General features: G+C 62.5%; 29 protein-coding genes. 17 read left to right on the top strand and 12 right to left on the bottom strand.

Annotated features, from left to right (window positions below; genetic code table 11):
- Positions 1–109 precede the first annotated feature (109 nt).
- The gene (locus tag FIU81_RS04060) at positions 110–2,077 is read left to right on the top strand and encodes a methylmalonyl-CoA mutase family protein (RefSeq protein WP_124112004.1); all 1,968 of its coding nucleotides are present in this window, start codon (positions 110–112) and stop codon (positions 2,075–2,077) included.
- 114 nt (positions 2,078–2,191) lie between these two features.
- Positions 2,192–2,503: an H-NS family nucleoid-associated regulatory protein gene (locus tag FIU81_RS04055; RefSeq protein ID WP_124112003.1), complete on the top strand. Its 312-nt coding sequence runs from the start codon at positions 2,192–2,194 to the stop codon at positions 2,501–2,503.
- A 72-nt stretch (positions 2,504–2,575) separates the two neighbouring features.
- On the opposite strand, the gene FIU81_RS04050 is transcribed toward FIU81_RS04055, so the two are convergent.
- From FIU81_RS04050 to FIU81_RS04000, 11 genes are all read right to left on the bottom strand, one after another.
- The gene (locus tag FIU81_RS04050; RefSeq protein WP_124112002.1) at positions 2,576–3,355 is read right to left on the bottom strand and encodes a succinate dehydrogenase iron-sulfur subunit; all 780 of its coding nucleotides are present in this window, start codon (positions 3,353–3,355) and stop codon (positions 2,576–2,578) included.
- An 18-nt stretch (positions 3,356–3,373) separates the two neighbouring features.
- Complete coding sequence (locus FIU81_RS04045; protein WP_254695989.1) at positions 3,374–3,727, bottom strand: hypothetical protein; 354 nt, start codon at positions 3,725–3,727, stop codon at positions 3,374–3,376.
- Positions 3,682–3,963 carry a hypothetical protein gene (locus tag FIU81_RS04040; protein ID WP_254695988.1) on the bottom strand — a complete coding sequence of 94 codons (282 nt, stop codon included), beginning with the start codon at positions 3,961–3,963 and terminating at the stop codon, positions 3,682–3,684. Before FIU81_RS04040 ends, FIU81_RS04045 begins: the two co-directional genes overlap by 46 nt.
- Positions 3,951–4,325: a hypothetical protein gene (locus FIU81_RS04035; RefSeq protein ID WP_124112001.1), complete on the bottom strand. Its 375-nt coding sequence runs from the start codon at positions 4,323–4,325 to the stop codon at positions 3,951–3,953. The genes FIU81_RS04040 and FIU81_RS04035 overlap by 13 nt, the downstream gene beginning before the upstream one ends.
- A gap of 45 nt (positions 4,326–4,370) precedes the next feature.
- Complete coding sequence (gene sdhA, locus FIU81_RS04030) at positions 4,371–6,173, bottom strand: succinate dehydrogenase flavoprotein subunit (protein WP_124112000.1); 1,803 nt, start codon at positions 6,171–6,173, stop codon at positions 4,371–4,373.
- Between the two features lie 13 nt (positions 6,174–6,186).
- Positions 6,187–6,558 carry a succinate dehydrogenase, hydrophobic membrane anchor protein gene (locus FIU81_RS04025; RefSeq protein ID WP_124111999.1) on the bottom strand — a complete coding sequence of 124 codons (372 nt, stop codon included), beginning with the start codon at positions 6,556–6,558 and terminating at the stop codon, positions 6,187–6,189.
- Positions 6,559–6,570: 12 nt separating this feature from the next.
- On the bottom strand, positions 6,571–6,954 hold the full coding sequence (gene sdhC, locus FIU81_RS04020; RefSeq protein WP_124111998.1) for a succinate dehydrogenase, cytochrome b556 subunit: 384 nt from the start codon (positions 6,952–6,954) through the stop codon (positions 6,571–6,573).
- A gap of 159 nt (positions 6,955–7,113) precedes the next feature.
- Positions 7,114–8,142: a MaoC family dehydratase gene (locus FIU81_RS04015; protein WP_124111997.1), complete on the bottom strand. Its 1,029-nt coding sequence runs from the start codon at positions 8,140–8,142 to the stop codon at positions 7,114–7,116.
- Positions 8,139–8,339, bottom strand: a complete 201-nt coding sequence (locus tag FIU81_RS04010; protein ID WP_124111996.1) for a DUF1737 domain-containing protein — start codon at positions 8,337–8,339, stop codon at positions 8,139–8,141. Before FIU81_RS04010 ends, FIU81_RS04015 begins: the two co-directional genes overlap by 4 nt.
- Before the next feature lie 4 nt (positions 8,340–8,343).
- Positions 8,344–8,898, bottom strand: coding sequence for an NnrU family protein (locus tag FIU81_RS04005; RefSeq protein ID WP_124111995.1), 555 nt, complete (start codon positions 8,896–8,898; stop codon positions 8,344–8,346).
- Complete coding sequence (locus tag FIU81_RS04000) at positions 8,895–9,728, bottom strand: HpcH/HpaI aldolase/citrate lyase family protein (protein ID WP_124111994.1); 834 nt, start codon at positions 9,726–9,728, stop codon at positions 8,895–8,897. The genes FIU81_RS04005 and FIU81_RS04000 overlap by 4 nt, the downstream gene beginning before the upstream one ends.
- A 183-nt stretch (positions 9,729–9,911) precedes the next feature.
- Between FIU81_RS04000 and FIU81_RS03995 the strand changes: the two genes are divergently transcribed.
- The gene (locus FIU81_RS03995; RefSeq protein ID WP_124111993.1) at positions 9,912–10,226 is read left to right on the top strand and encodes a hypothetical protein; all 315 of its coding nucleotides are present in this window, start codon (positions 9,912–9,914) and stop codon (positions 10,224–10,226) included.
- Here the strand turns inward: FIU81_RS03995 and FIU81_RS03990 are convergent.
- Positions 10,223–10,978, bottom strand: coding sequence for a sulfite exporter TauE/SafE family protein (locus tag FIU81_RS03990; protein WP_254695987.1), 756 nt, complete (start codon positions 10,976–10,978; stop codon positions 10,223–10,225). The genes FIU81_RS03995 and FIU81_RS03990 overlap by 4 nt on opposite strands.
- 127 nt (positions 10,979–11,105) lie before the next feature.
- Here FIU81_RS03990 and FIU81_RS03985 point away from each other — a divergent pair, with 127 nt between their 5' ends.
- The 14 genes from FIU81_RS03985 (at position 11,106) to FIU81_RS03920 (ending at position 23,980) form a co-directional block, all read left to right on the top strand.
- Positions 11,106–11,918 (top strand): PRC-barrel domain-containing protein, encoded by an 813-nt coding sequence (locus FIU81_RS03985; RefSeq protein ID WP_124111991.1) that lies wholly within the window; start codon positions 11,106–11,108, stop codon positions 11,916–11,918.
- A gap of 151 nt (positions 11,919–12,069) precedes the next feature.
- On the top strand, positions 12,070–13,032 hold the full coding sequence (gene mdh / locus FIU81_RS03980; RefSeq protein ID WP_124111990.1) for a malate dehydrogenase: 963 nt from the start codon (positions 12,070–12,072) through the stop codon (positions 13,030–13,032).
- Between the two features lie 5 nt (positions 13,033–13,037).
- The gene (locus FIU81_RS03975; RefSeq protein WP_172971390.1) at positions 13,038–13,868 is read left to right on the top strand and encodes a putative nucleotide-diphospho-sugar transferase; all 831 of its coding nucleotides are present in this window, start codon (positions 13,038–13,040) and stop codon (positions 13,866–13,868) included.
- Positions 13,869–13,973: 105 nt separating this feature from the next.
- Entirely contained in the window at positions 13,974–14,891 is a 918-nt protein-coding gene (locus tag FIU81_RS03970; RefSeq protein ID WP_124111988.1) for a hypothetical protein, read from the top strand.
- Positions 14,892–15,022: 131 nt separating this feature from the next.
- Positions 15,023–16,216, top strand: coding sequence for an ADP-forming succinate--CoA ligase subunit beta (gene sucC, locus FIU81_RS03965; protein ID WP_124111987.1), 1,194 nt, complete (start codon positions 15,023–15,025; stop codon positions 16,214–16,216).
- Complete coding sequence (locus FIU81_RS03960) at positions 16,216–16,509, top strand: hypothetical protein (RefSeq protein WP_124111986.1); 294 nt, start codon at positions 16,216–16,218, stop codon at positions 16,507–16,509. The genes sucC and FIU81_RS03960 overlap by 1 nt, the downstream gene beginning before the upstream one ends.
- Before the next feature lie 31 nt (positions 16,510–16,540).
- Positions 16,541–17,422: a succinate--CoA ligase subunit alpha gene (gene sucD / locus FIU81_RS03955; RefSeq protein WP_124111985.1), complete on the top strand. Its 882-nt coding sequence runs from the start codon at positions 16,541–16,543 to the stop codon at positions 17,420–17,422.
- Positions 17,423–17,564: 142 nt separating this feature from the next.
- Complete coding sequence (locus tag FIU81_RS03950) at positions 17,565–18,092, top strand: DUF805 domain-containing protein (protein WP_124111984.1); 528 nt, start codon at positions 17,565–17,567, stop codon at positions 18,090–18,092.
- Positions 18,093–18,177: 85 nt separating this feature from the next.
- Positions 18,178–21,147 carry a 2-oxoglutarate dehydrogenase E1 component gene (locus FIU81_RS03945; RefSeq protein WP_124111983.1) on the top strand — a complete coding sequence of 990 codons (2,970 nt, stop codon included), beginning with the start codon at positions 18,178–18,180 and terminating at the stop codon, positions 21,145–21,147.
- Between the two features lie 4 nt (positions 21,148–21,151).
- The gene (gene odhB / locus FIU81_RS03940) at positions 21,152–22,768 is read left to right on the top strand and encodes a 2-oxoglutarate dehydrogenase complex dihydrolipoyllysine-residue succinyltransferase (RefSeq protein ID WP_124111982.1); all 1,617 of its coding nucleotides are present in this window, start codon (positions 21,152–21,154) and stop codon (positions 22,766–22,768) included.
- A gap of 24 nt (positions 22,769–22,792) precedes the next feature.
- Complete coding sequence (locus FIU81_RS03935; protein ID WP_124111981.1) at positions 22,793–23,014, top strand: hypothetical protein; 222 nt, start codon at positions 22,793–22,795, stop codon at positions 23,012–23,014.
- Positions 23,011–23,322: a hypothetical protein gene (locus FIU81_RS03930; RefSeq protein ID WP_124111980.1), complete on the top strand. Its 312-nt coding sequence runs from the start codon at positions 23,011–23,013 to the stop codon at positions 23,320–23,322. Before FIU81_RS03935 ends, FIU81_RS03930 begins: the two co-directional genes overlap by 4 nt.
- 11 nt (positions 23,323–23,333) lie before the next feature.
- Positions 23,334–23,585, top strand: coding sequence for a hypothetical protein (locus FIU81_RS03925; RefSeq protein WP_124111979.1), 252 nt, complete (start codon positions 23,334–23,336; stop codon positions 23,583–23,585).
- A complete protein-coding gene (locus FIU81_RS03920) occupies positions 23,585–23,980 on the top strand; it encodes an MAPEG family protein (protein WP_124111978.1) in 396 nt (131 codons plus the stop codon). The genes FIU81_RS03925 and FIU81_RS03920 overlap by 1 nt, the downstream gene beginning before the upstream one ends.
- Position 23,981 lies beyond the last annotated feature (1 nt).

Below are 23,981 nucleotides of genomic sequence, written 5' to 3'. Positions count from 1 at the left end.
GAAGCCTCACATGATCCGAGCCTTGCCGCCCTTTCGCACATGCAGCATCTGGACACGCAAGATTGTTGCGTATAGACCAGCGTAAAGCGAAGTTTTGGAAAGTCCCGCAATGACCGACACGCCCCAAAGAGACAAGCCCTGGCTCTTTCGCACCTACGCCGGCCACTCCACCGCCGCAGCGTCCAATGCGCTATATCGCGGCAATCTGGCCAAGGGGCAGACCGGCCTGTCCGTCGCCTTCGATCTGCCCACTCAGACCGGCTACGACAGTGACCACGAATTGGCGAAGGGCGAGGTCGGCAAGGTCGGCGTGCCGGTCGCGCATCTGGGCGACATGCGCGCGCTTTTCGTAGACATTCCGCTGGACCAGATGAACACCTCGATGACGATCAACGCCACGGCGCCGTGGCTGCTGTCGCTCTACATCGCGGTAGCAGAGGAACAGGGCGCGGATATCTCGGCGCTGCAGGGCACCGTGCAGAACGACATTATCAAGGAATACCTGTCGCGCGGCACCTACATCTGCCCGCCCGCGCCAAGCCTGCGCATGATCACAGACGTGGCTGCCTACACCCGGCAGCATCTGCCCAAATGGAACCCGATGAACGTGTGTTCCTACCACCTGCAAGAAGCCGGCGCGACGCCGCAGCAGGAACTGGCCTACGCCTTGGCCACCGCCACCGCCGTGCTCGATGACTTGAAGGACAAGGTGGCACCAGAAGATTTCCCCGAAATGGTCGGCCGCATCAGCTTCTTCGTGAACGCGGGCATCCGCTTCGTGACAGAACTGTGCAAGATGCGCGCCTTCGTCGACCTGTGGGACGATATCTGCCGCGACCGCTACGGAGTCGAAGACGCGCGCTACCGTCGCTTCCGGTATGGCGTGCAGGTGAACAGCCTTGGCCTGACCGAGCAGCAACCAGAGAATAACGTCTACCGCATCCTGATAGAGATGCTGGCCGTCACCCTATCGAAGAACGCGCGCGCCCGTGCCGTGCAATTGCCCGCTTGGAATGAAGCTTTGGGACTGCCCCGCCCCTGGGATCAGCAATGGTCTCTGCGGATGCAACAGATCCTCGCGTTCGAGACGGACCTTCTGGAATATGACGACCTCTTCGACGGCAACCCCGCCATCGAACGAAAGGTGGCCGATTTGAAAGAAGGTGCGCTGGCTGAATTGGCGCAGATCGACGCCATGGGCGGTGCGGTGAATGCCATCGAGTACATGAAATCCCGGCTGGTCGAAGCCAACGCCGACCGGATCAGTGGAATCGAAGGCGGCACCACTACGGTGATCGGCGTGAACCGCTACGAAAGCGGAGAGCCTTCGCCCCTGACCAGTGGACCAGAAGCGATCATGGTCGCCGATCCCAAGGCAGAGGCGGATCAGCTGGCGCGCCTGTCGAAATGGAAAACCAAGCGTGACGACGCCCGCGTGGAGGCGGCGCTGGCATCCCTGCGCCGGGCCGCGAAGGACGGCACCAACATAATGCCGCCATCGATCGAGGCTGCGAAGGCAGGCGTCACAACGGGCGAATGGGGCGACGTGTTGCGCCAAGCTTTCGGACAATTTCGAGGACCGACTGGCGTGGCGTCCGCCATGTCGAACCGGACTCAGGATTTGGATGACTTGCGTGAGAAGGTTGACGCGGTCTCTTCCAAGCTGGGGCGGCGGCTGTCCTTCATGGTCGGCAAACCCGGTCTGGACGGCCATTCCAACGGCGCCGAACAGATCGCCGCCCGTGCCCGCGATTGCGGCATGGCGATCAGCTATGAAGGCATTCGCCTGACCCCCGCAGAGATCGTCGAACGCGCCCGCGCGGAACAGCCCCATGTGCTGGGCCTGTCAATCCTGTCCGGCAGCCATATCCCACTGGTCAGCGATTTGATGGACCGATTGCGGGCCGAGGGCATGGACATTCCGGTTCTGGTCGGTGGCATTATCCCGGAAGAAGATGCCGAATTGCTGCGCCGCAAAGGAGTGGCACGTATCTATACGCCAAAGGATTTCGAGATGAACCGGATCATGGCGGATATCGTTACGCTTGCCGATCCTCAATCCGTAGCGGCTCAATAACCTGTCTATTTGGGCAGGTAATCGCTGCCTCAAAAATCAAGATTGCGATCAGCTATTGCAATCTTTCCAAACTTGGCATCAATTGCGCGCCTATAGTTCAAACGTAGGTATGGAATGGCCAAGAACCTAGAAGATATGTCCCGCGATGAATTGCTGGCGATGAAAGCGGATGTCGACCGCGCGATCGCCAGCCTTGATGACCGCCGCCGAGCAGAGGCGCGTGCCGCCGCCGAAAAAGCGGCTCGCGAATTGGGGTTCAGCCTGGATGAATTGACCGCAACGCAGAAGAAGTCCGGCAAAAAGAACCCAGCCAAGTATCGCAATCCCGAAGACCCGCGCCAGACATGGTCGGGCCGCGGTCGTCAGCCCGCGTGGTTCAAGGAAGCGATCGCCAACGGCAAGGACGCATCCGACTTCGAAATCTGATATGTCTTTCCAACAAAAAACGCCGCGTTCCTCTAGGGAGCGCGGCGTTTTTTATTGAGACAAATTGATACGTTAGACGGCGCGTTCGATCATCAGCTTCTTGATTTCCATGATCGCCTTCGCGGGATTGAGGCCCTTCGGGCAGGTCCGCGCGCAATTCATGATCGTGTGACAGCGATACAGCTTGAACGGATCTTCCAGATCATCCAACCGCTCTCCGGTTGCCTCGTCACGGCTGTCCACGATCCAGCGATAGGCGTGCAGCAAAGCCGCCGGTCCAAGATACTTGTCGCCGTTCCACCAATAGCTGGGGCAAGACGTCGAACAGCACGCGCACATCACGCATTCATACAGACCGTCGAGCTTTTTGCGATCGTCCACCGATTGCTTCCACTCGTCCGAGGGAACATTCGATTTCGTCTCCAACCACGGCATGACCGATTCGTGCTGGGCGTAGAAATGCGACAGGTCGGGAATCAGGTCCTTCACCACCGGCATGTGCGGCAGCGGATAGACCTTCACCACGCCCGACACCTCGTCGATGCCGTAGATACAGGCCAGCGTATTCACGCCGTCGATGTTCATCGCACAGGACCCGCAAATGCCCTCGCGGCAAGAGCGTCGGAACGACAGCGTGGGATCGATCTCGTTCTTGATCTTGATCAGGGCGTCCAACATCATCGGGCCGCATCCATCGAGATCGACGAAATACGTGTCGACGCGCGGGTTCTCACCGTCGTCTGGGTTCCAGCGGTAAATATCGAATTGCTTGAGATTCGTCGCACCGTCGGGCTTAGGCCAGGTCTTGCCAGTGCGCATCTTCGAGTTCTTGGGAAGCGTGAGTTCGACCATGGGTCTCTCCGGTTCGGACTAGTTCAAAAGGGCGGGGACGCCTCTGGTGGCAAGGCATTGCACCGTAGCCGGGCGTCGGATGATGGAAAAAACGGTCTGGATCGTGGCCTCTGTCGGGCCAGTGACCGAGTCGGACGCAAGGCCCAGAATCTCTCCCTGCGTCGCATTGTCGACGATGCAGTTAATCGACGGCTCGACCGGCAGACCGGGAAAACGGCTGACGACGACGCGGTTCACCGTGGACTTCGCCGCGTTGCGCGTAATGTCTTGCGTCGTGGGCACCACGCAGGCTGACAGGGCCAAGACCGGAAGGATCGCCAACGCCTTCATCGTGCAGCCATCGGCGGAAAGCCAGTCTTTTCGATGAAGCACGCGTCATACACGTCCTGCGGATCACGGCGCAGCAGGAAATCGGACGTGACGGTCAGACCCACATTCGTGGATATGCCACCGCTTCCCGCACCGATCCCCACGCGACCGCGCGGACGGTCCGCAAGGTTCGCACGATCCGCACAGATCAGCGCAGCCCGCTCAGGCGACATGGATTGCCGGGCGCACCCCGCGACCGAAGCCGCGGCCATCGAGACTGCAAACATCAATAGACGCATCCGATGCGCGCCCTCACGGTATCCTTGATCACGTAACCGGCACCACCAGAGAACACCGAGTCAGAGGCGCGATGGGGATAAGGGCAGCGACGGCCGCGCACGACCTCTGTCGCCGGGACGTGGCGCAACAGGGTGTAGAAAAAGCCCTGTCGCTGAACCATCACACCGTCCACGACCGTGCCGGGCTGCGCCGCCTCGACCTGATAGACCCCGGTGCCACGCGTGCACCTCACGCCTGCATGCAGTTGACCCGCAGCGGCAAGTTCGTCGCAGGTCGGAGCGCCGGAATAGCCACCAGCGGATGCCGCAAGCGGCGCCACAGCCAGCGTGGCAATCGTACAGATCGTGGACAGTCGGACCATCGGATCGTTCCTTTCCCTTAGCGCCGCAGATCGTGCGACCGCCAGTTAATACACGCGCGCCTTCGGCTTGATCTTGTCCAGGTCGATACCGCCTTCGTTGTGGCCCAACAGCGGGTTCACGTGGACGGGGCGATAGTCGAGCTCGACCTTGCCGTTAACCCGCGCCAGGGTGTGAACGCGCCAGTTCTCGTCGTCGCGGTCGGGATAGTCCTCGTGGGCATGGGCCCCACGGCTTTCCTTGCGCGCTTCGGCAGACACGATGGTGGCCAGAGCGTTGGGCATCAGGTTCGTCAGCTCCAGCGTCTCCATCAGGTCGGTGTTCCAGATCAGCGAACGATCCGTGACTTGGATATCGTCCATCTTGCCGGCGACATCGTACATCTTCTCGACACCCTGCGCGAGCGTCTCGTCTGTGCGGAAGACGGCAGCGTCGTCCTGCATCGCCTTTTGCATTTGAGCACGCAGCTCAGCGGTCGGGGTTTCGCCCTTGGCGTGACGCAGGCCGTCGAAGCGATCCAGTGCCTTTTCGACCTGCGCGGTGTTCACCGGCGCGGGCGATGCGCCACGGTCCACGACTTCGCCTGCCTTGATGGCAGCAGCGCGACCGAAAACCACAAGGTCGATCAGCGAGTTGGAGCCAAGGCGATTGGCGCCATGGACCGAAGCGCAGCCAGCCTCTCCCACGGCCATCAGGCCGGGCACAACGCGGTCTGGGTCGGATTCGGTGGGAGACAGGACCTCGCCCCAGTAGTTCGTCGGAATGCCGCCCATGTTATAATGGACCGTCGGCAGCACCGGGATCGGCTCTTTCGTGACGTCGACGCCGGCGAAGATCTTGGCGGACTCGGAAATCCCCGGCAGCCGTTCTGCCAGCGCTTCGGGCGGCAGGTGGTTCAGGTGCAGGTGGATGTGATCGCTGTCCTTGCCGACACCGCGACCTTCGCGGATTTCCATCGTCATGCAGCGGCTGACCACATCACGCGAGGCCAAGTCCTTGTAGGTGGGCGCGTAGCGCTCCATGAACCGCTCGCCTTCAGAGTTCGTAAGGTAACCGCCCTCGCCCCGCGCGCCTTCGGTGATCAGGCAGCCCGCGCCGTAGATGCCGGTCGGGTGGAACTGCACGAACTCCATGTCCTGCAAGGGCAGACCGGCGCGCGCGACCATGCCGCCGCCGTCGCCGGTGCAGGTGTGGGCGCTGGTGGCACTGAAGTAGGCGCGACCGTAGCCGCCTGTCGCCAGCACCGTCTGCTTGGCGTTGAACACATGCATGGAGCCGTCTTCGAGGCACCAGGCCAGCACGCCCTGACAGACGCCGTCGTCGCTCATCAGAAGGTCGATGGCGAAGTATTCGATGAAGAACTCGGCCTTTTGCTTCAGCGACTGACCGTACAGCGTGTGCAGGATCGCGTGGCCCGTGCGGTCGGCGGCGGCGCAGGTGCGCTGCACCGGGGGGCCTTCGCCGAATTCCGTCGTGTGGCCGCCAAAGGGGCGCTGGTAGATCTTGCCCTCTTCGGTGCGGCTGAACGGCACGCCATAGTGCTCCAGCTCATACACGGCCTTGGGGGCTTCCTGCGCGAGGTATTCCATCGCGTCCATGTCGCCCAGCCAGTCCGACCCCTTGATGGTGTCGTACATGTGCCATTGCCAGTGGTCCGGGCCCATGTTGCCAAGGCTGGCTGCAATGCCACCCTGCGCCGCAACAGTGTGCGAGCGGGTCGGGAACACCTTGGTCACGCAAGCGGTACGCAGACCTTGCTCGGCCAGTCCCAGCGTCGCCCGCAGGCCGGACCCGCCCGCACCGATGACGATCGCGTCGTAGTTATGTGTCTTGTATTCGTAGGCAGCCATCTTGGTGTCCCCCTTACAGCGCCAGCCGGACGAGGGCGTAGAGCCCGGCGACCAAGGCGGCGTAGGAAATGCAGTTAACGACGATCAGCGATACCTTGTAGGTCATGCCGCGGAAGTAGTCTTCCAGCAGCACCTGCGCGCCGTTCTTGAAGTGAAGCCAGCCCACGGCGATCGTCAAAGCGGCGACGATGGCGGGGAACGGGCGCGAATAGTAGGCGATGACCTCTTCATACGACGATCCAAGGATCGAGCCGAAGGTAAAGATGAACAGCGGAACAAGGATCAACAGACCGACAGAGGACTGGATCGTCTTCCAGTAATGCTCGGTCCCGGATTTCGCCGATCCCAGTCCGACGGCGCGCTTTCTTGCGGTAGTATAAGACATCTATGCGCTCCTTCAGACGATCAGCACGGTCAGGATGGTCAGCACGACAGAGCCGCCGATGACGCCCCAGCCCAGAATGGCTACTTGGTCCAGATTGAAGCCGCGTCCCGTGTCCCAGTAAAGATGCCGCAGACCGGCCAGCAGGTGGTACCACAGCGCCCAGAGCGAGCCGAACATGATCAGATCGCCAAACCAGCTGGTCAACACCGCGTCGGCGGTCGCGAAAGCGTCCGGACCTGCGGCGGCGGCGACCAGCCACCACGTGATCAGCAGCGAGCCTACGATCAGCGCATTGCCCGTGATCCGCGTCATGATCGACGTGATCGAGTTCAATTGCGGACGGTAGATACCGATGTGCGGGCTAAGTGGGCGGTTGCCCCGGTTCACGTCTGCCATGGCGGCGATCCCTCTTTCTGTCGGCTGGCCCCGTCTGTGGCGGGGTTCTGTTGAAATCTAGTTAAAGGTTTTTGAGCGCGTGTCACGGGCAACACGCCGCGCGCGGTGTCGCAGCAGGCGCTAACATGGCAATTGTGATCACAGTTGACCGCGCAGTGATCACACCGGCATCAACGCCCAGTAATCTAGGTCGAGCAGCACATGTGGCAGATATTTGCCGTCCTCGCCCCGTAGCCCTTCGCCCGCGCCCTTGGTCGCAACCAGCCGCAGCCGGATCGCGCCGACGCCGGGGGCATCGGTTTCAGCGATATCCAGAACTTCGGACCACGCGCGCACCGTGTCGCCCGCGAAGCACGGATTGGCATGCGCGCCACCGTTCAGCGCCACGATCATCTGTGCATTGGCCAAGCCGTTGAATGACAGTGCCCGGGCCATAGAAATCACGTGCCCACCGTAGATCAAGCGCTTGCCATCCTCTCGGTGGGTCGCGTCGAAATGCACTTTCGCAGTGTTCTGCCACAACCGCGTGGCCATCATGTGCTCGGCTTCCTCGATGGTGACGCCGTCCACGTGGTCGATGACTTCACCCACCCTGTAGTCACCCAAACGGTGCGGCTCTCCGGCCAGATCGAAGTCGTAGTCGGTGAAATCCAGGCCGCCCGGCACGGTCAGATCGCCTGCGGCAACGGTCTTTGCAAGCTCCGGCACAACCATTTCGGGCGCGGGCGCATCTAGATCGCGTTTGCGCACCATGACCCAACGCACGTAGCTAAGCACCGGCTCGTCATTCTGGTTCAGGCCCGTCGTACGCACGTAAACGACACCGGACTTACCGTTGGAGTTCTGCTTCAACCCGATCACTTCCGACTCGGACCGCAACGTATCACCCGGCCAAACCGGGGCCAGCCATCGGCCCTCGGCGTAGCCAAGGTTGGCCACGGCGTTCAGCGACACGTCCGGCACCGTTTTGCCGAAAACGATGTGAAAGGCGATCAGATCGTCCAGCGGACTGGACTCCAAACCGCAATCGGCGGCGAACACGTCCGACGAATAGAGCGCGTGACGCGCTGGGTAGAGCATGTGGTACAGCGCGCGCTCGCCCTCTGCCACGGTGCGGGGGACGGCATGGCGGATCACTTGGCCGACGCGGTAATCCTCGAAGAAGTAGCCTGCGTTCGTCTTGCTCATTGCGCGCCCAGCTTCATGTCCGGCGCATAGGGCGCGTGGTCATGCTTCACCACGGCCTGCGCGCAGCGCATGACGCCCGCCTGCGCATCGTAGGCGTAGGACGGATCGCCATAAAGCTCCCACCCCTTCGCCAGAGCGTCGGACACCTTATGGCAAAAGGCCGACGTATCATCGCCGGTCAATAATCTGTAGATCATCCCATCACCCCCAGGGCTGCACGCCCAGCCAATTGTGGATCAGCATCACGATCACGACGATCACCACCGTAATAACCGCGACCGAGATCTCTTTCTTCTTCCCGCCGTAAGGCACCGGCGTCCAGTCGGGCTGCGCGCGATTGATCAGCGTCATTTCCGCCAGCGCCCAGATCAGTAGGCCGCCGAACAGGATGAAAGACGGCACATCGCCGTTCACCAGCAGATGCGCGAACGCCCACAGGCTGAAGCCGATCAACTGCGGGTGGCGCAGTTTATGCCCCACCCAGTTGCGCCGCGACTTCGCCATGCCCGACGCGTAGATGTAGAAGGCCACGACCATCAGCAGGTTGTTGATGCCCACCATCGCGGGGCTGCGGCCCCAGAACACCGCGCCGTCGGCCATGCGGTAGCCGATGACCATCAGAACGATTGAAACGACGATCGCCAAGGCCAGCGCGCCCTTGCCCGGTTTGCCCAGACGCGCCCGCGCATCGGGGGCCAGGCGTTTGAACAGATGCGCGCCGACCCAAAGGGCGACGCCGAGGATTAGAACGATCATGCGTTCACCCCCGCTTTCGCCAATGTCTTGCGCGCTGTTGCCACGTGCAGGTTCTCGACGATCTTGCCATCCACAACGGCAACCCCCTGCCCCTTGGCCTCTGCCTCCTCGAACGCTGCGATCTGGCGGCGCGCCAACTCGACCTTGTCCGGCGAAGGTGTGAAGACTTCGTTGCAGATCGCGACCTGCGCCGGGTGGATCAGCGTCTTGCCGTCCATGCCCAAGCTGCGGCCCTGCTCGCATTCGGCACGCAAACCGCCTTCATCCTTGAAAGCGTTGAACACGCCGTCGACACAGGCGATTCCGCCCATGCGCGCGGCGGCCAGACAGGTCTGCATCGCCATCATCAGGGGCAATCGATCACCGCCCGTTTCGCAGCCGATCTCGGCGGCCAGATCGTTGGTGCCCAGAACGAAGCCCTGCATCTTCGGAGCCAAGGCGATCTCGGCGGCATTGAAGACGCCGTGCGTCGTTTCCATCATCGCCCAGATGCGCGTATCGCCCCGAAGCTTGCCGTCCAGCGCGCGAATGTCGTCCGCGCTGTTCACCTTGGGCAGCAAGATCGCGTCAGGCTCCAGCTCTGCCACCGCATCCAGATCGTCGGCGCCCCACGGCGTATCGAAGCCGTTGATCCGCACGATGCGCGCGCGACTGCCGTAGCCCCCACCGCGCAGCGCCGCCGACAGGGTTTCGCGCGCGGCGTCCTTCTCGGCCACGGCGACCGCATCCTCCAGATCGAAGATGATCGCATCGACGTCGAGTCCGCGCGCCTTGTCGAGCGCACGCTCCTTAGAGCCGGGAATATAGAGAACCGATCGCCAGGGTCGCATGCGCGCCTCCGCATGAGTGGGTAATAATGTGTCGTGGAGTGCCACGTCCCGGCACGATCCCGCAAGCCCGTTTTCGCCGCGTTGCGGCAGACGGCGGCCCACCGCGCGGCGGCTTTACGTGATTAACGCTATCTTAGCCGATCTTGGAGCATGATCCGATCCATGCCCCAGGAGGCCACGCCGATGATCCGCAATATGGTAACACTCGCGCTGCTCGTCTTTTCCATCGCCCTCGCCCTTGCGACCCTGCCCGTGAAAGCCGAAGGCGCACGCTGCGCCCCGCGCGACGTGGTGCTGGCCCACCTTGCGAAGAAATACGGTGAAAGCCGGCGCAGCATCGGCTTGGCAGGCAATGGGTTCGTGGTGGAAACCTTCGCATCGGAAGGCGGAAGCTGGACCGTCGTGATGACCCGGCCCGACGGCATCAGCTGCCTTGTCGCCTCTGGTGAGCATTTTGAGACGGTGGATGAGCCGGCCCTGACGGGCGATCCGGCCTAGGCCAGCCCATCCCAGATCAGTTTCGTGCCCGTCACGACCAAAAGCGCGTAGGTCACACGGAAATACCACTCCGACGCCACGCGCCGGTGCAACCAGACACCCAGGCCGATCCCGGCCACAGCGACCGGGATCAGCGTCAGGTCCAACCACAGTGTCTGGGCTGAAAAGGCCCCGAGCCATGCGTAGGGGCCGATCTTCATCATGTTGATGATCCAGAAGACCACGACCGTCGTCGCCTGATAGGTCTCTTTCGTCAGGCCGCGCGACAGCAGATAGACGGCGGCGGGCGGCCCGCCTGCGTGGCTGACGAAGCTGGTGAACCCCGCCACGCAACCCCAGAACCAGCCCGCCGCGCGTCCCGCTGGCAGCCCGGACACGTCCAGCACCCCAGACTGCCGCGCCAGTTGAAACGCCACGAACCCCAGCGCCACCGCGCCGATCAGGATGCGCAGCGTGTCAGGATCGGCGCTGCGGAACACCAGCCCGGCCACGATGACACCCGGCACCGCCCCCGCGCACAGCGCCACTGCCGCCACCGGATCCCATCTGCGCCAATAGGCGGGCAGCGCCGTCACATCCATGACCATCAACAGCGGCAACATGACGGCCAGGGCCACCGGCGGCTCTACGGCCAGCGCCAGGATCACCGCACCTGCGAAAGCGGCCCCCGACCCGAAACCTCCCTTCGATATACCCGCGACAAGAACCGCAGGAATGGCTGCGGCGTAGATCTGGACGGAAAAGGGGTCCAAGGCGGCTCTCCGAAAGGTTCCGATCATTATTTGCCGAAATTTCGCGCAGGAGACAGGAACAACTGAGCGGGCTGGCGATTGTGCAGGCAGAGCGCGAGAGACGCGCAAAAATGTCTAGGAGTGAGTTATGAAGAATATTCTTTCCACCACCGCAATCGCAACCATGCTGCTTTCCGGCGTGGCTTTCGCCGAGTCGCACACGAGCGAAGGCAGCGACGGACAGATGTCCGACACCGAGATGTCTTCGGATACCGAAATGTCGTCTGACACAGAGATGTCTTCGGATAGCCAGATGAGCGGCGATTCAGGTCCGTTCGGCACCTACGAAGACCAGGAAGCTCTGGAAATCTTCGCATCCGACTTCATTGGCAAGCGCATCTACTCCACCGAAGGTGAGATCATGATGGGCGACTCCGGTGGCGTGAATCAGGAGTGGAACGATCTTGGCGAAGTGAACGACCTGCTGATGGGCGCACAGGACGGCCAGATCGACTACGCGATCCTCGGCGTAGGCGGCTTTCTGGGCATCGGCGAGCGTGACGTTCTGGTGAACATGGATCAGATCGAAATCGTGCAGGACGGTGACGACGCTACTGACTACTTCCTCGTCATCAACGCCACGCAGGAGCAGATCGAAAACGCTCCTGAATTCGACAGCACTGTGGTGAACGAAGCCGAGGCTGCCGCTGCGGAAGCCGGCGCCGAGATGGAGAACGCCGCTGAAGAGACCGGCGACGCGATGGACAACGCTGCCGAAGAAACCGGCGAAGCCGCTGATGATGCGGCTCAGGCGACCGAAAATGCCGCTGAAGATGCTGGCAATTCCATGGAGAACGCAGCCGAAGAGACCGGCGAAGCCATGGACAACGCGGCTGAAGAAGCTGGCGATGCTGCCGAAAACGCCGGTGAGGAAATCGACGCCGAGACCAACAACAACTGATTGGCGTTCGAATGTATCCAGTGTCGGACGCGTTCTTGTCCGGCTCCGGCCGCCCCCTTCAGCGGGGGCGGCCGCTTTTGTATCCGGACCTTGCCTCTGCGGTGAGGCCCGCGTAACCCTCCGCGCGACCAAGCAACCAATGGAGATTTCCATGGCCAGACCCAAGATCGCGCTTATCGGCGCAGGCCAGATCGGCGGAACGCTCGCCCATCTCGCTGCCCTTAAGGAATTGGGCGATGTCGTCCTGTTCGACATTTCCGAGGGCACGCCCGAAGGCAAGGCGCTCGATATCGCCGAATCCGGCCCGTCCGAGAAGTTCGATGCGCGCTTGTCCGGCACGCAGGACTACGCCGACATCGCGGGCGCCGATGTGTGCATCGTCACCGCAGGTGTGCCGCGCAAGCCGGGCATGAGCCGCGATGACCTGCTGGGCATCAACCTGAAGGTCATGAAATCCGTCGGTGAGGGCATCGCCGCCCACGCTCCCGACGCGTTCGTCATCTGCATCACCAACCCGCTCGACGCGATGGTCTGGGCCCTGCGTGAATTTTCGGGCCTGCCCCACAACAAGGTCTGCGGCATGGCCGGTGTGCTGGACAGCGCCCGCTTCCGCCACTTCCTGAGCCTTGAATTCGACGTGTCCATGAAGGATGTCACCGCCTTCGTCTTGGGCGGTCACGGCGACACCATGGTTCCTTTGACCCGCTACTCCACCGTCGCCGGCATTCCGCTGCCCGATCTGGTGAAGATGGGATGGACCACGCAGGAAAAGCTGGACGCCATCGTGCAGCGCACGCGTGACGGCGGCGCAGAGATCGTCGGTCTGCTGAAAACCGGATCGGCCTTCTACGCCCCCGCGACCAGCGCTATCGAGATGGCCGAATCGTACCTCAAGGACCAGCGCCGCCTGCTGCCCTGCGCCGCTTGGTGCGACGGTCAGTTCGGCCTTGATGGCTTCTACGTCGGAGTGCCCACCATCATTGGAGCGAACGGCATCGAGAAGGTCGTCGAAATCAAGATGACCAAGGACGAACAGGCCATGTTCGACAGCTCGGTCGAGGCCGTCAAGGGCCTCGTCACCGCCTGCAAGGGCATCGACAGTTCTTTGAGCTAATCCCTTTGGATCGGGGCGCCATCTACGCGACGACCGGGCCGGACTATACAGCCCTTGCGGCACAGTCCGCCCGGTCCCTTCGCGCGGTTTGCCCCGATCTTCTCATCGATATCTTTACCGACACGCCGAACGCTAGCGAAGACGCCTTCGACCGCGTCCAAACCCTGCCCGACGACTTCTTCCGTCCGAAGTTCGCGGCCCTGCGCGACAGCCGGTTCGAACGTACGCTTTATCTGGATGCAGACACGCTGGTCGTTGCTGATCCCACGGATGCATTTGATGTTCTGGATCGGTTCGACGTCGCCATGGCGCACGATCCTTATCGCAATACCGAGCACGCGACCGAAACGTGGCGTGCGCCTCTGCCCGCCGCTTTCCCGCAATACAACAGCGGCGTTATCGTCACGCTACGCTCGGATCCAACGGTCGCGTTTTGGAATCACGTCGTAGCGATTTTGCGCGCCGACGATTTCAATCGCGACCAGCCAATGCTCCGCCGGTTGCTGTTCGACTCCGACCTGCGCATTGCCACACTCCCAGAAGAATACAACCTCATGGGACTGCGCTCGCTGAACGTCATGTCCGACCACACCACCGCTCCGCGCATCCTGCATTCGCCGCGCCTTCATGCCAGCTTTCGAAAGAACAAGGCTCCGGTGGCCAGCGCGCGCGATTTGCTGGGACCCGCTGGCGCTGCCCAGCTGACTCGCCTGATCGCCGCCGACCGCACGCTCGGCGGCACCCCGCGCGGGGTCAGGCCGCTGTTCGAGCGCGGGCTTCTTGGGTTTCTGCACGCAAGGACATCACTGATCCGTGGACGGTTCTTCCACCGTTGACGTTCCAGTCGTCAGTTTGCGCGACGCCTGAACCGTTGCGCGCAAACGCATGGACGGATACGCGCCGGGTGCGCTAGAAACCGGGCACTTGCAAGGAAAGCGCAGATGCCCGACGGACTGAACGTGCCCATCTACGACACCGGGTTCGAGCGGCTGCGCGAAGACGTCGACGCCAGCGGTGGCTTCTGGCGCGAGACCGAGCATCATGTGCTCGCCTATCTACCCGGCAGGGAGCGACTGGTCATCGGGTTCGACAACCTCGCCACGGTCGACGTGATCCCCCGCCGCATCTTCGGCGAGCCCCTGATCCGGGCGCAGGGATGGGGCGCTCTGGGTGTTCTGGCCAAGCGCAAGGACTGGTACCGCGACGCAAGCCTCTTCACCGAAATGGAGCGGGTCGCGAACGATGGGCTGTTCGCCCAATATCCCGCCACCAGTCTATATGGCGCGTCCATGGGCGGCTTCGGCGCACTGACCTTCGCGCGGTTGATCCCGGGGGCAACGGTCTTCGCCTTCGCGCCGCAGACCTCTCTGGCCGATGACCTGGTCCCTTTCGAAGGCCGCTACAGCTTCGTGCGTCGCTTCACCGACTGGTCCGGCCCATACCGAGATGCGGCGGAGGGGATCGCCGAGGCCAGTGTTGTGCAGGTCGTCTACGACCCGACCGTTCCAGAGGACGCCGCCCATGCCGCGCGTCTGACCGGGCCGAACGTGCGTCTGCTGCCGCAAGCCTACCTGACCCACAAGGTGCCCCCCGCCCTGCACCGGATGGACGTACTGAAGCCAGTGGCGCTAGCCGGTTTGAACGGATCGCTGGACACCGCGCGTTTCAGCCAACTGATGCGCGCGCGCCATGCCTCTATCCCATGGGTCGTGACGATGCTCGAAGATGCGACACGACGCGGGCACGGCGCATTGGCCATGAAGGCTTTGGATGCCCATCGCGAGAAAGTGGACAACTGGAAATTGCGGCAGCTGCGCCGAAAGATCCGTATCCACCTGAAGGACGGCACCCCTTTGTGATCACTGCCGCGCAGCGTGTGATCACAAAATGCGTTTGTTAGCGCCCATCCGCCGATCTTAACGTCCTTTTCATTGCCGATGGTGCAGCTAACTGGCACGTCAGTCGTGAACGGAGCCAGTCGGAGTCCCAGATGAATATCCACGAATACCAGGCCAAGGCTTTGCTGCGCGATTACGGTGCGCCGGTCAGCGACGGTCGTATCGTCACCAAGGCGGAAAACGCCAAGGCAGCCGCCGGAGAGTTGGACGGCCCCCTGTGGGTCGTGAAGGCTCAGATCCACGCAGGCGGTCGCGGCAAGGGCAGCTTCAAAGAAGCCGACGCCGGCGAAAAGGGCGGGGTTCGTCTGGCCAAATCGGTGGCAGAGGCCGCTGACGAGGCCAAGAAGATGCTGGGCCGCACGCTGGTCACGCACCAGACTGGCCCCTCGGGCAAGCAGGTCAACCGCATTTACATCGAAGACGGTTCGGACATCGCGCGTGAGCTGTACCTGGCCCTTCTGGTAGACCGCCAGACCAGCCGCATTAGCTTCGTTTGCTCGACCGAAGGCGGCATGGACATCGAAGAGGTCGCGGCGAACACGCCCGACAAGATCATGTCCTTCGACGTTGATCCTGCCACCGGCTATCAGGCCTACCATGGCCGCCGCGTCGCCTTCGCGCTGGGTCTTGAAGGCCAGCAGGTCAAGCAGTGCGTCAAGCTGATGGGCATCTTCTACCAAGCCTTCGTCGAGAAGGACATGGAACAGCTGGAAATCAATCCGCTGATCGTTACGCCCGAAGGCAACCTGAAGGTGCTGGACGCCAAGGTCGGCTTCGACGGCAACGCCATGTATCGCCATGAAGACATCGCGTCCCTGCGCGATGAAACGGAAGAAGACCCCAAAGAGCTTCAGGCCAGCAAGTATGACCTGAACTACATCGCGCTCGACGGCGAAATCGGCTGCATGGTTAACGGCGCGGGCCTTGCCATGGCGACGATGGACATCATCAAGCTCAAGGGCTCCGAGCCTGCGAACTTCTTGGACGTCGGTGGTGGCGCCACGAAAGAAAAGGTGACCGAAGCGTTCAAGATCATCACGAGCGATCAGAACGTCAAAGGTATCCTGGTCAACATCTTCGGTGGCATCATGCGCTGCGACGTGATCGCGGAAGGCATCGTTGCCGCCGTGAAGGAAGTCGGCCTGCAGGTGCCGTTGGTTGTCCGACTGGAAGGCACGAACGTCGGAAAGGGCAAGGAGATCATCGAGAACTCCGGCCTTGACGTGATTGCCGCCGACGATCTGGGCGACGCAGCCGAGAAGATCGTGAAAGCGGTCAAAGGCTGATGCGCATCGCACCCGAGACCTCTCCGATGTTGATCGGTGCCGCGCTGATCGGTGCGGGTCTGCTGCTGCGCCGGGTCGAACCCGACGCGCTGTCGCTGCCCGACAAGCCCGACGTCGCGCACCGTGACAGCGGAGCACGACGGGCGGCGCGCATCACCCGCGACGGCATCGCCAAGGTGCTGCCGTCGAACCTGACCGGTTCGGTCGGGCGCACCCTTTTGATGATGGGCGCGGGCCTAGTGCTCGTCCGCCTTCTCGACATGGCCGCGGACGAAAGCGAACAGCTTTTCTGACCCGCGCAAGACACGACTACAGGAGCCACACATGGCCATTCTCGTTGACGAAAACACCAAGGTGATCTGCCAGGGCTTTACCGGAAGCCAAGGCACGTTCCACTCCGAACAGGCGATTGCCTACGGCACCAAGATGGTGGGTGGCGTGACGCCGGGCAAAGGCGGGCAACAGCACCTTGATCTGCCGGTGTTTGACAGCTGCCACGAAGCCGTCGCCAAGACCGGCGCGAATGCGTCCGTGATCTACGTGCCGCCCCCCTTCGCCGCCGACTCGATCCTTGAAGCCATTGACGCAGAGATCCCGCTGGTCTGCTGCATCACCGAAGGCATCCCGGTGCTGGACATGATGAAGGTCAAGCGCGCACTGAATGGATCGAAGACCGTTCTCATCGGGCCGAACTGCCCCGGTGTCATCACGCCCGACGCCTGCAAGATCGGCATCATGCCCGGCCACATCCACAAGCGTGGATCGGTCGGCGTTGTGTCTCGTTCGGGCACCCTGACGTATGAGGCCGTCAAGCAGACCACCGACGTGGGCCTTGGCCAATCCACATGCGTCGGTATCGGCGGTGATCCGATCAAGGGCACCGAGCATATCGACGTCCTGGAATGGTTCCTGGCCGACGATGAAACGCACAGCATCATCATGATCGGCGAAATCGGCGGATCGGCCGAAGAAGAAGCCGCTCAGTTCCTCGCCGACGAGAAGAAAAAGGGCCGCTGGAAGCCGACCGCAGGCTTCATTGCCGGTCGCACCGCCCCTCCGGGCCGCCGCATGGGCCACGCTGGCGCCATCGTCGCCGGTGGCAAAGGCGACGCCGACAGCAAGATCGCCGCGATGCAGGAAGCCGGCATCGTGGTCGCTGACAGCCCCGCTGGTCTGGGCGAAGCCGTCTTGAAGGCCATTGGCTGATACCAACCGGGGGTGCCCGATCGGGCGCCCCCTTCCTTGACTTACGGACGCAGACCATGCGCTGCTCGATAAAATCGAACCAGTTTCCGCAGCCCGAACGCCCAGCGCTTCGGGCGTGCCGCATTTGGCGCGGCCAGTGCCGATGACCTTCGCATCCGCCGTCCGGACGTGCTTTTCGAAGTACCTCATCTTTTCGGGCCGCGCCCGGCGCAGGGAATATTGGTATTTCATCCTGTTCATCATCCTGGGCAGTTTCGCCGCCGGGCTGATCGATCAGGCACTCTTCGGGATCGACGTCGTCGCGACCGGCGAAGGCACAGTCGTCGCCAGCAACAACGGCCCCATCGGATCGCTGTTCGGCCTGATCGTACTGATCCCGTCGCTCTCTGCAGGTTGGCGTCGCATGCATGACACCGGACGCTCTGGCCTATTCCTTCTGTATCCGATGATCGTCATGGTCGGGATCGTCACATTCGCCGGACTTCTGGGCGGCTTCTCCCCGCTGCTCGCCGGCGACTTCGGCGCTTTGATCGCGGGCGGATCGGCCTTGGTGATCGGAGTCGCGCTGATCATCTTCTTCGTCTCTCCGCTGATCGTGATCTGGTGGCTCGCCCGCCCGACCGAGCCTTCCGCAAACGCCTACGGCCCAGTGCCGGAGGGCAAGGCATGAGCAGGCCCACCATTCTTGATTTCCGCCCATTGTCCGAACAGGCTTGCGGCAACACATACGCACCCAACCCGCATGAGGTGACACGATGACTGACCAATCTGGCAACGACGGCTTCGCTGCGTCCTCTTTCATGCAGGGCCACAACGCCGAGTATCTGGAGCACCTGCAGGCGCGCTACGCCGAGGATCCGGGATCGGTCGACGCCGAATGGCGCGCCTTCTTCGACGAAATGGACGTGGCCGGAGACGCCGCCATGGCAGAGGCCGCAGGCCCCAGCTGGGCGCGCCCGGATTGGCCGCCGCAGCCCGCTGACGAGCTAACGCATGCGCTCGACGGCCAATGGCCCAGCGCGCCCGAAGCTGGCGCCGACGGCAAGCAGATCGCCGAGAAGATCGCGGAGAAGGCGAAGTCCACCGGAGCGGCGGTCAGCGAAACGCAGGTCCGGAATGCCGTTCTGGACGCCGTGCGCGCGCTGATGCTGATCCGCGCCTACCGCATCCGCGGCCACCTGATCGCCGATCTCGACCCGCTGGGCCTGCGGGAAAAGGACTACCACGCAGAGCTCGACTACAAGTCTTACGGCTTCACCGAGGCCGATCTGGACCGCAAAATTTTCATCGACAAGGTGCTGGGCCTTGAAGTCGCCACGCTGCGCCAGATCCTGGACATCGTGAAGCGCACCTACTGTGGCACCTTCGCGCTGCAGTACATGCACATCTCTGATCCCGAGCAGGCCGGCTGGCTGAAAGAGCGGATCGAGGGCTACGGCAAGGAAGTCTCTTTCACCAAGGAAGGCCGCCGCGCCATCCTGAACAAGCTGGTCGAAGCCGAAGGCTTCGAAAAGTTCCTTCACGTCAAGTACATGGGCACCAAGCGGTTCGGGCTGGACGGCGGCGAGGCGCTGATCCCTGCGATGGAGCAGATCATCAAGCGCGGCGGCGCGCTGGGTGTGAAGGATATCGTCATCGGCATGCCCCACCGGGGCCGTCTGTCCGTTTTGGCCAACGTGATGGGCAAGCCGTACCGGGCGATCTTCAACGAGTTTCAGGGCGGCAGCTTCAAGCCCGATGACGTCGAAGGCTCTGGCGACGTGAAGTATCACCTTGGCGCGTCCTCGGACCGTTCGTTCGATGACAACACCGTTCACCTGTCGCTGACCGCGAACCCGTCACACCTGGAGGCGGTGAACCCCGTTGTTCTGGGCAAGGCGCGGGCCAAGCAGGACCAGCACGGCGACAAGGATCGCACCAGCGTTCTGCCGATCCTGCTGCACGGCGACGCGGCCTTCGCAGGCCAGGGCGTCGTGGCCGAGTGCCTGCAGCTGTCGGGCATTCGTGGCCACCGCACCGGCGGCACGATCCACATCGTCGTGAACAACCAGATCGGCTTTACCACTTCGCCCGCCTTCAGCCGCACATCGCCCTACCCCACTGACATCGCGCTGATGGTCGAAGCGCCGATCTTCCACGTCAACGCCGATGATCCCGAAGCGGTCGTGCACGCCGCCAAGGTTGCCACGGAATACCGCCAGAAGTTCCGCCGTGACGTGGTCATCGACATGATCTGCTACCGCCGGTTCGGCCATAACGAGGGCGACGAGCCCATGTTCACGAACCCCGCGATGTACAAGACGATCAAGAAACAGCAGACCACGCTGACGCTTTATTCCCAGCGTCTCGCCAAAGACGGGCTGATCCCCGAAGGCGAGATCGAGGACATGAAATCCCAGTTCCAGGATCATTTGTCCAAGGAGTTCGAGGCCGGCAAAGAGTATCGCCCCAACAAGGCCGACTGGCTGGACGGGCGGTGGTCGCACCTGGACAAGGAAGGCCAGAAGTACCAGCGCGGCAAGACGGCCATCTCTGAAGAGACCATGGCCGATATCGGCACCGCGCTGACGACCGTTCCCGACGGCTTCAACCTTCACAAGACGGTCGGTCGCCTGCTGGAAGCCAAGAAAGAGATGTTCAAGTCTGGCGAGGGCTTCGACTGGGCCACGGCCGAGGCTCTGGCTTTCGGCTCCTTGCTGACCGAAGGCTACCCGGTACGCCTGTCGGGTCAGGATTCGGGCCGCGGCACGTTCAGCCAACGCCATTCCGCGCTGGTCGATCAGAAGACCGAGAAACGTCACTACCCGCTGAACACCATCCGCGAAGGCCAAAGCCAGTATGAAGTCATCGACTCCATGCTGTCGGAATATGCGGTTCTAGGGTTCGAATACGGCTACACGCTGGCCGAACCCAACGCGCTGACCCTGTGGGAAGCGCAGTTCGGCGACTTTGCCAACGGCGCGCAGATCATGTTCGACCAGTTCATCAGTTCCGGCGAGGCCAAGTGGCTGCGCATGTCCGGTCTCGTCTGCCTGCTGCCCCACGGATACGAAGGACAAGGGCCAGAGCACTCGTCCGCCCGTCTGGAACGCTTCCTGCAGATGAGCGGTCAGGACAACTGGATCGTCGCCAACTGCACGACGCCTGCCAACTACTTCCACATCCTGCGTCGCCAGCTGCACCGCAGTTTCCGCAAGCCGCTGATCCTGATGACGCCGAAATCGCTACTGCGTCACAAGATGGCCGTCAGCCGCGCGGAAGAGTTCCAGACCGGATCGTCCTTCCACCGCGTGCTGTGGGACGATGCCCAGCAGGGCAACTCGACGCTGGAACTGGCACCGGACGACCAGATCGAACGCGTCGTGATGTGTTCGGGCAAGGTCTATTACGACCTTCTGGAGAAGCGCGACGCCGAAGGGCTGACGAACACCTACATCCTGCGGCTGGAGCAGTTCTACCCGTTCCCGGCCCACAGCCTTGTCAAAGAGCTGGAGCGCTTCAAGGGCGCGAAGATGGTCTGGTGTCAGGAAGAGCCGAAGAACCAGGGCGCCTGGACCTTCGTAGAGCCGAACATCGAATGGGTGCTGGGCCGCATCAAGGCCAAGCACACCCGCCCCGAATACGCCGGTCGCATCGCAATGGCCTCTCCGGCCACCGGCCTTGCCTCGCAGCACAAAGCCACACAAGCGGCGCTGGTGAACAGCGCCCTGGGACTCGAAGGATAAACCAATGACCGAAGTCAGAGTGCCCACGCTGGGCGAAAGCGTCACCGAAGCCACTGTCGCCACCTGGTTCAAACAACCGGGCGACACGGTCGAGCAGGACGAGATGCTGTGTGAGCTGGAGACCGACAAGGTCACCGTCGAAGTCCCCTCTCCCGCCGCTGGCAAGCTGGACTCGATCGTGGCCGAGGAAGGCGAGACGGTCGGCGTGGACGCACTGCTGGCCCACATTGCCGAGGCCGGGAACGCCGGACCGGAAGAGACCAAGCCGAAAGAAGAGACGAAGCCGAAAGAGGCCGAGAGCGAAAAACAGGGCGGCTACTCCGGCGCAGATGCCGAAAAACCTGCGGCAGAAGCGGATGACGGCGGATCGAATGATGGCGGTGCCGACGGCGGCGAAGAGGTCAAGGTGATGGTCCCCACGCTGGGCGAATCCGTCTCCGAAGCCACCATCGCCACATGGTTCAAGAAGGAAGGCGACACCGTCGAGGCCGACGAGATGCTGGCCGAGCTGGAGACCGACAAGGTCTCTGTCGAAGTGCCCGCCCCTGCCGCTGGTGTGCTGACCAAGATCATGGCGCAGGAAGGCGACACCGTTGAAGCGGGCGGCCAACTGGCCGTGATGACACGCGGCGGCACGGGTTCGGCCCATTCCGCCAACGAAGGCACGCCTGAAACCACCGAAGATCCCGCGCAGCAAGGTGGCGGCACGTCTTCCGGCGACGGCGAGGATGCACCCAGCGCCAAGAAGCTGATGGCCGAGAACAGCCTTTCGCCCGATCAGGTGACCGGCACCGGCAAAGATGGCCGGATCATGAAGGAAGATGTGCAAAAGGCGCTCGACGGCGGTGCGAAAGCCCCAGCTCCCAAGACCGAGGCACCCAAGAAGGAAGCGCCGCGCCCCGCCTCCAAGCCCGAAGATGCGGACCGCGAAGAGCGGGTCAAGATGACGCGTCTGCGCCAGACCATCGCGCGCCGCCTGAAGGACGCGCAGAACACCGCCGCCATGCTGACCACCTACAACGAGGTGGACATGACCGAAATCATGGCCCTTCGGAACGAGTACAAGGACCTGTTTCAGAAGAAGCACGATGTGAAGCTGGGCTTCATGTCCTTCTTCACCAAGGCCTGTTGCCACGCCCTGAAAGAAGTGCCAGAGGTCAACGCAGAGATCGACGGCGACACTGTCGTCTACAAGAACTTCGTCCACATGGGCATCGCCGCCGGTACGCCGACGGGCCTTGTCGTGCCGGTCATCCGCGATGCGGATTCGATGTCCTTCGCCGAAATCGAGAAACAGATCGGCGTCATGGGCAAGAAGGCCCGCGACGGCAAGCTGTCCATGGCCGACATGCAGGGCGGCACCTTCACCATCTCGAACGGCGGCGTCTACGGCTCGCTCATGTCCTCGCCCATCCTGAACCCGCCGCAGTCGGGCATCCTTGGCATGCACAAGATCCAAGATCGCCCCATGGTCGTGAACGGCAAGATCGAGGCGCGCCCGATGATGTACCTCGCCCTGTCCTACGACCACCGCATCGTCGATGGCAAAGGCGCAGTCACCTTCCTTGTCCGCGTGAAAGAAGCGTTGGAAGACCCCCGTCGCCTGCTGATGGACCTGTAAGGGCTGCAACGCGCCTGGCGTGGAATGATGGAGAGAACTTCGATGTTCACAAACTCTGATCTTCGATCCGTCCTATCGCGCTGGGCGCTGCGCGTTGTCGTGGTGGTCGGACTGGCTTTCGTCTACCAGTCGTGGTCGGCAGAGCCGCATCCCTGGCTTTGGCAGTTGGTCGCCTTCTACAGCGTCGTGATGCTGGCTGTTCTGCTTCTGGCGTGGCGTCTTCGGAAGCGGAAGGCTCAGGAATGAAGCGCGCGCTTCTGCTTCTTCCCTTCCTCGCCGCCTGCGTCGCCCCCGTGGTGCCGCAGCAAAACGTCTCTGTCCGGCACACGGCCTCCACAGAAACAGCAGGGAACGGAGCACGCTGGCATCTGTTCCTCTTCGACCCGCGAGAGCCGCGCAGCCTTGAGGCCCGTATCGCCCTTGCGAAAGCCAACCTGCAACCCGGCTGCCGCTGGGCGAACCGCCCCCGCGCCGAGATCGAGGCGCAGACGGCATCGCAAGGTGCGCGATTTGCAGACACGCTGCTTGCCGCGCCCTTGATCTGCCGCACCTGAAAGGTACGACCATGCAACTTCTGATCCGCTACGACACCCACGACGCCGGCGCCTTCCGAGATGCCCACGCCGCGAGCCGCGAGCGCCGCGATGCCGCCGGTCTGTCTCAACTGCAGCTCTGGGAAGAAGCCGATTCTCCCAAATCCGTCTGGGCGCTCTACGGCGTGACAGACCGCGACCGAGCCGAGGCATGGTTGGCCGAGAAATCCGCGTTGGCCAGCCAGATCGACGGCCTCGACGCCCATTTTCTGGCGACCGTCTGATGGCTGCTGAACTCACCGTCCTCGCGCTCGCGCTGATCCTGCAGGGCGTGCAATTCGTCCTCTACGCCGTTCCGGCGAACCGCGAACTCGGCCCCGGCTACACCATGTCCGCACGGGACCGCGAACCCAGCCGCAGCCTGTCGGATCGCACGTCCCGACTCGGCCGCGCGATGGACAACCACTTCGAAGGGCTGATCCTGTTCACCGGCGCGGTCGTGCTTGTCACCGTGTCCGGCCAGGCCAACGGCTTCACCGCCCTTTGCGCGTGGATCTACCTGATCGCCCGCATCGCCTATATCCCCGCCTACGCTTTAGGCTGGCGGCCGTGGCGCAGTTTCATCTGGATGGCGGGATTCGCCGCCACCTTCGCCATGATCGTTTCGACGCTTTTCTAAC

The organism is Palleronia sp. THAF1, from assembly GCF_009363795.1.
Classification (GTDB): Bacteria; Pseudomonadota; Alphaproteobacteria; order Rhodobacterales; family Rhodobacteraceae; genus Palleronia.
The sequence above is the reverse complement of the archived record's forward strand: the minus strand, read 5'-3'. Positions and strand labels throughout refer to the sequence as shown.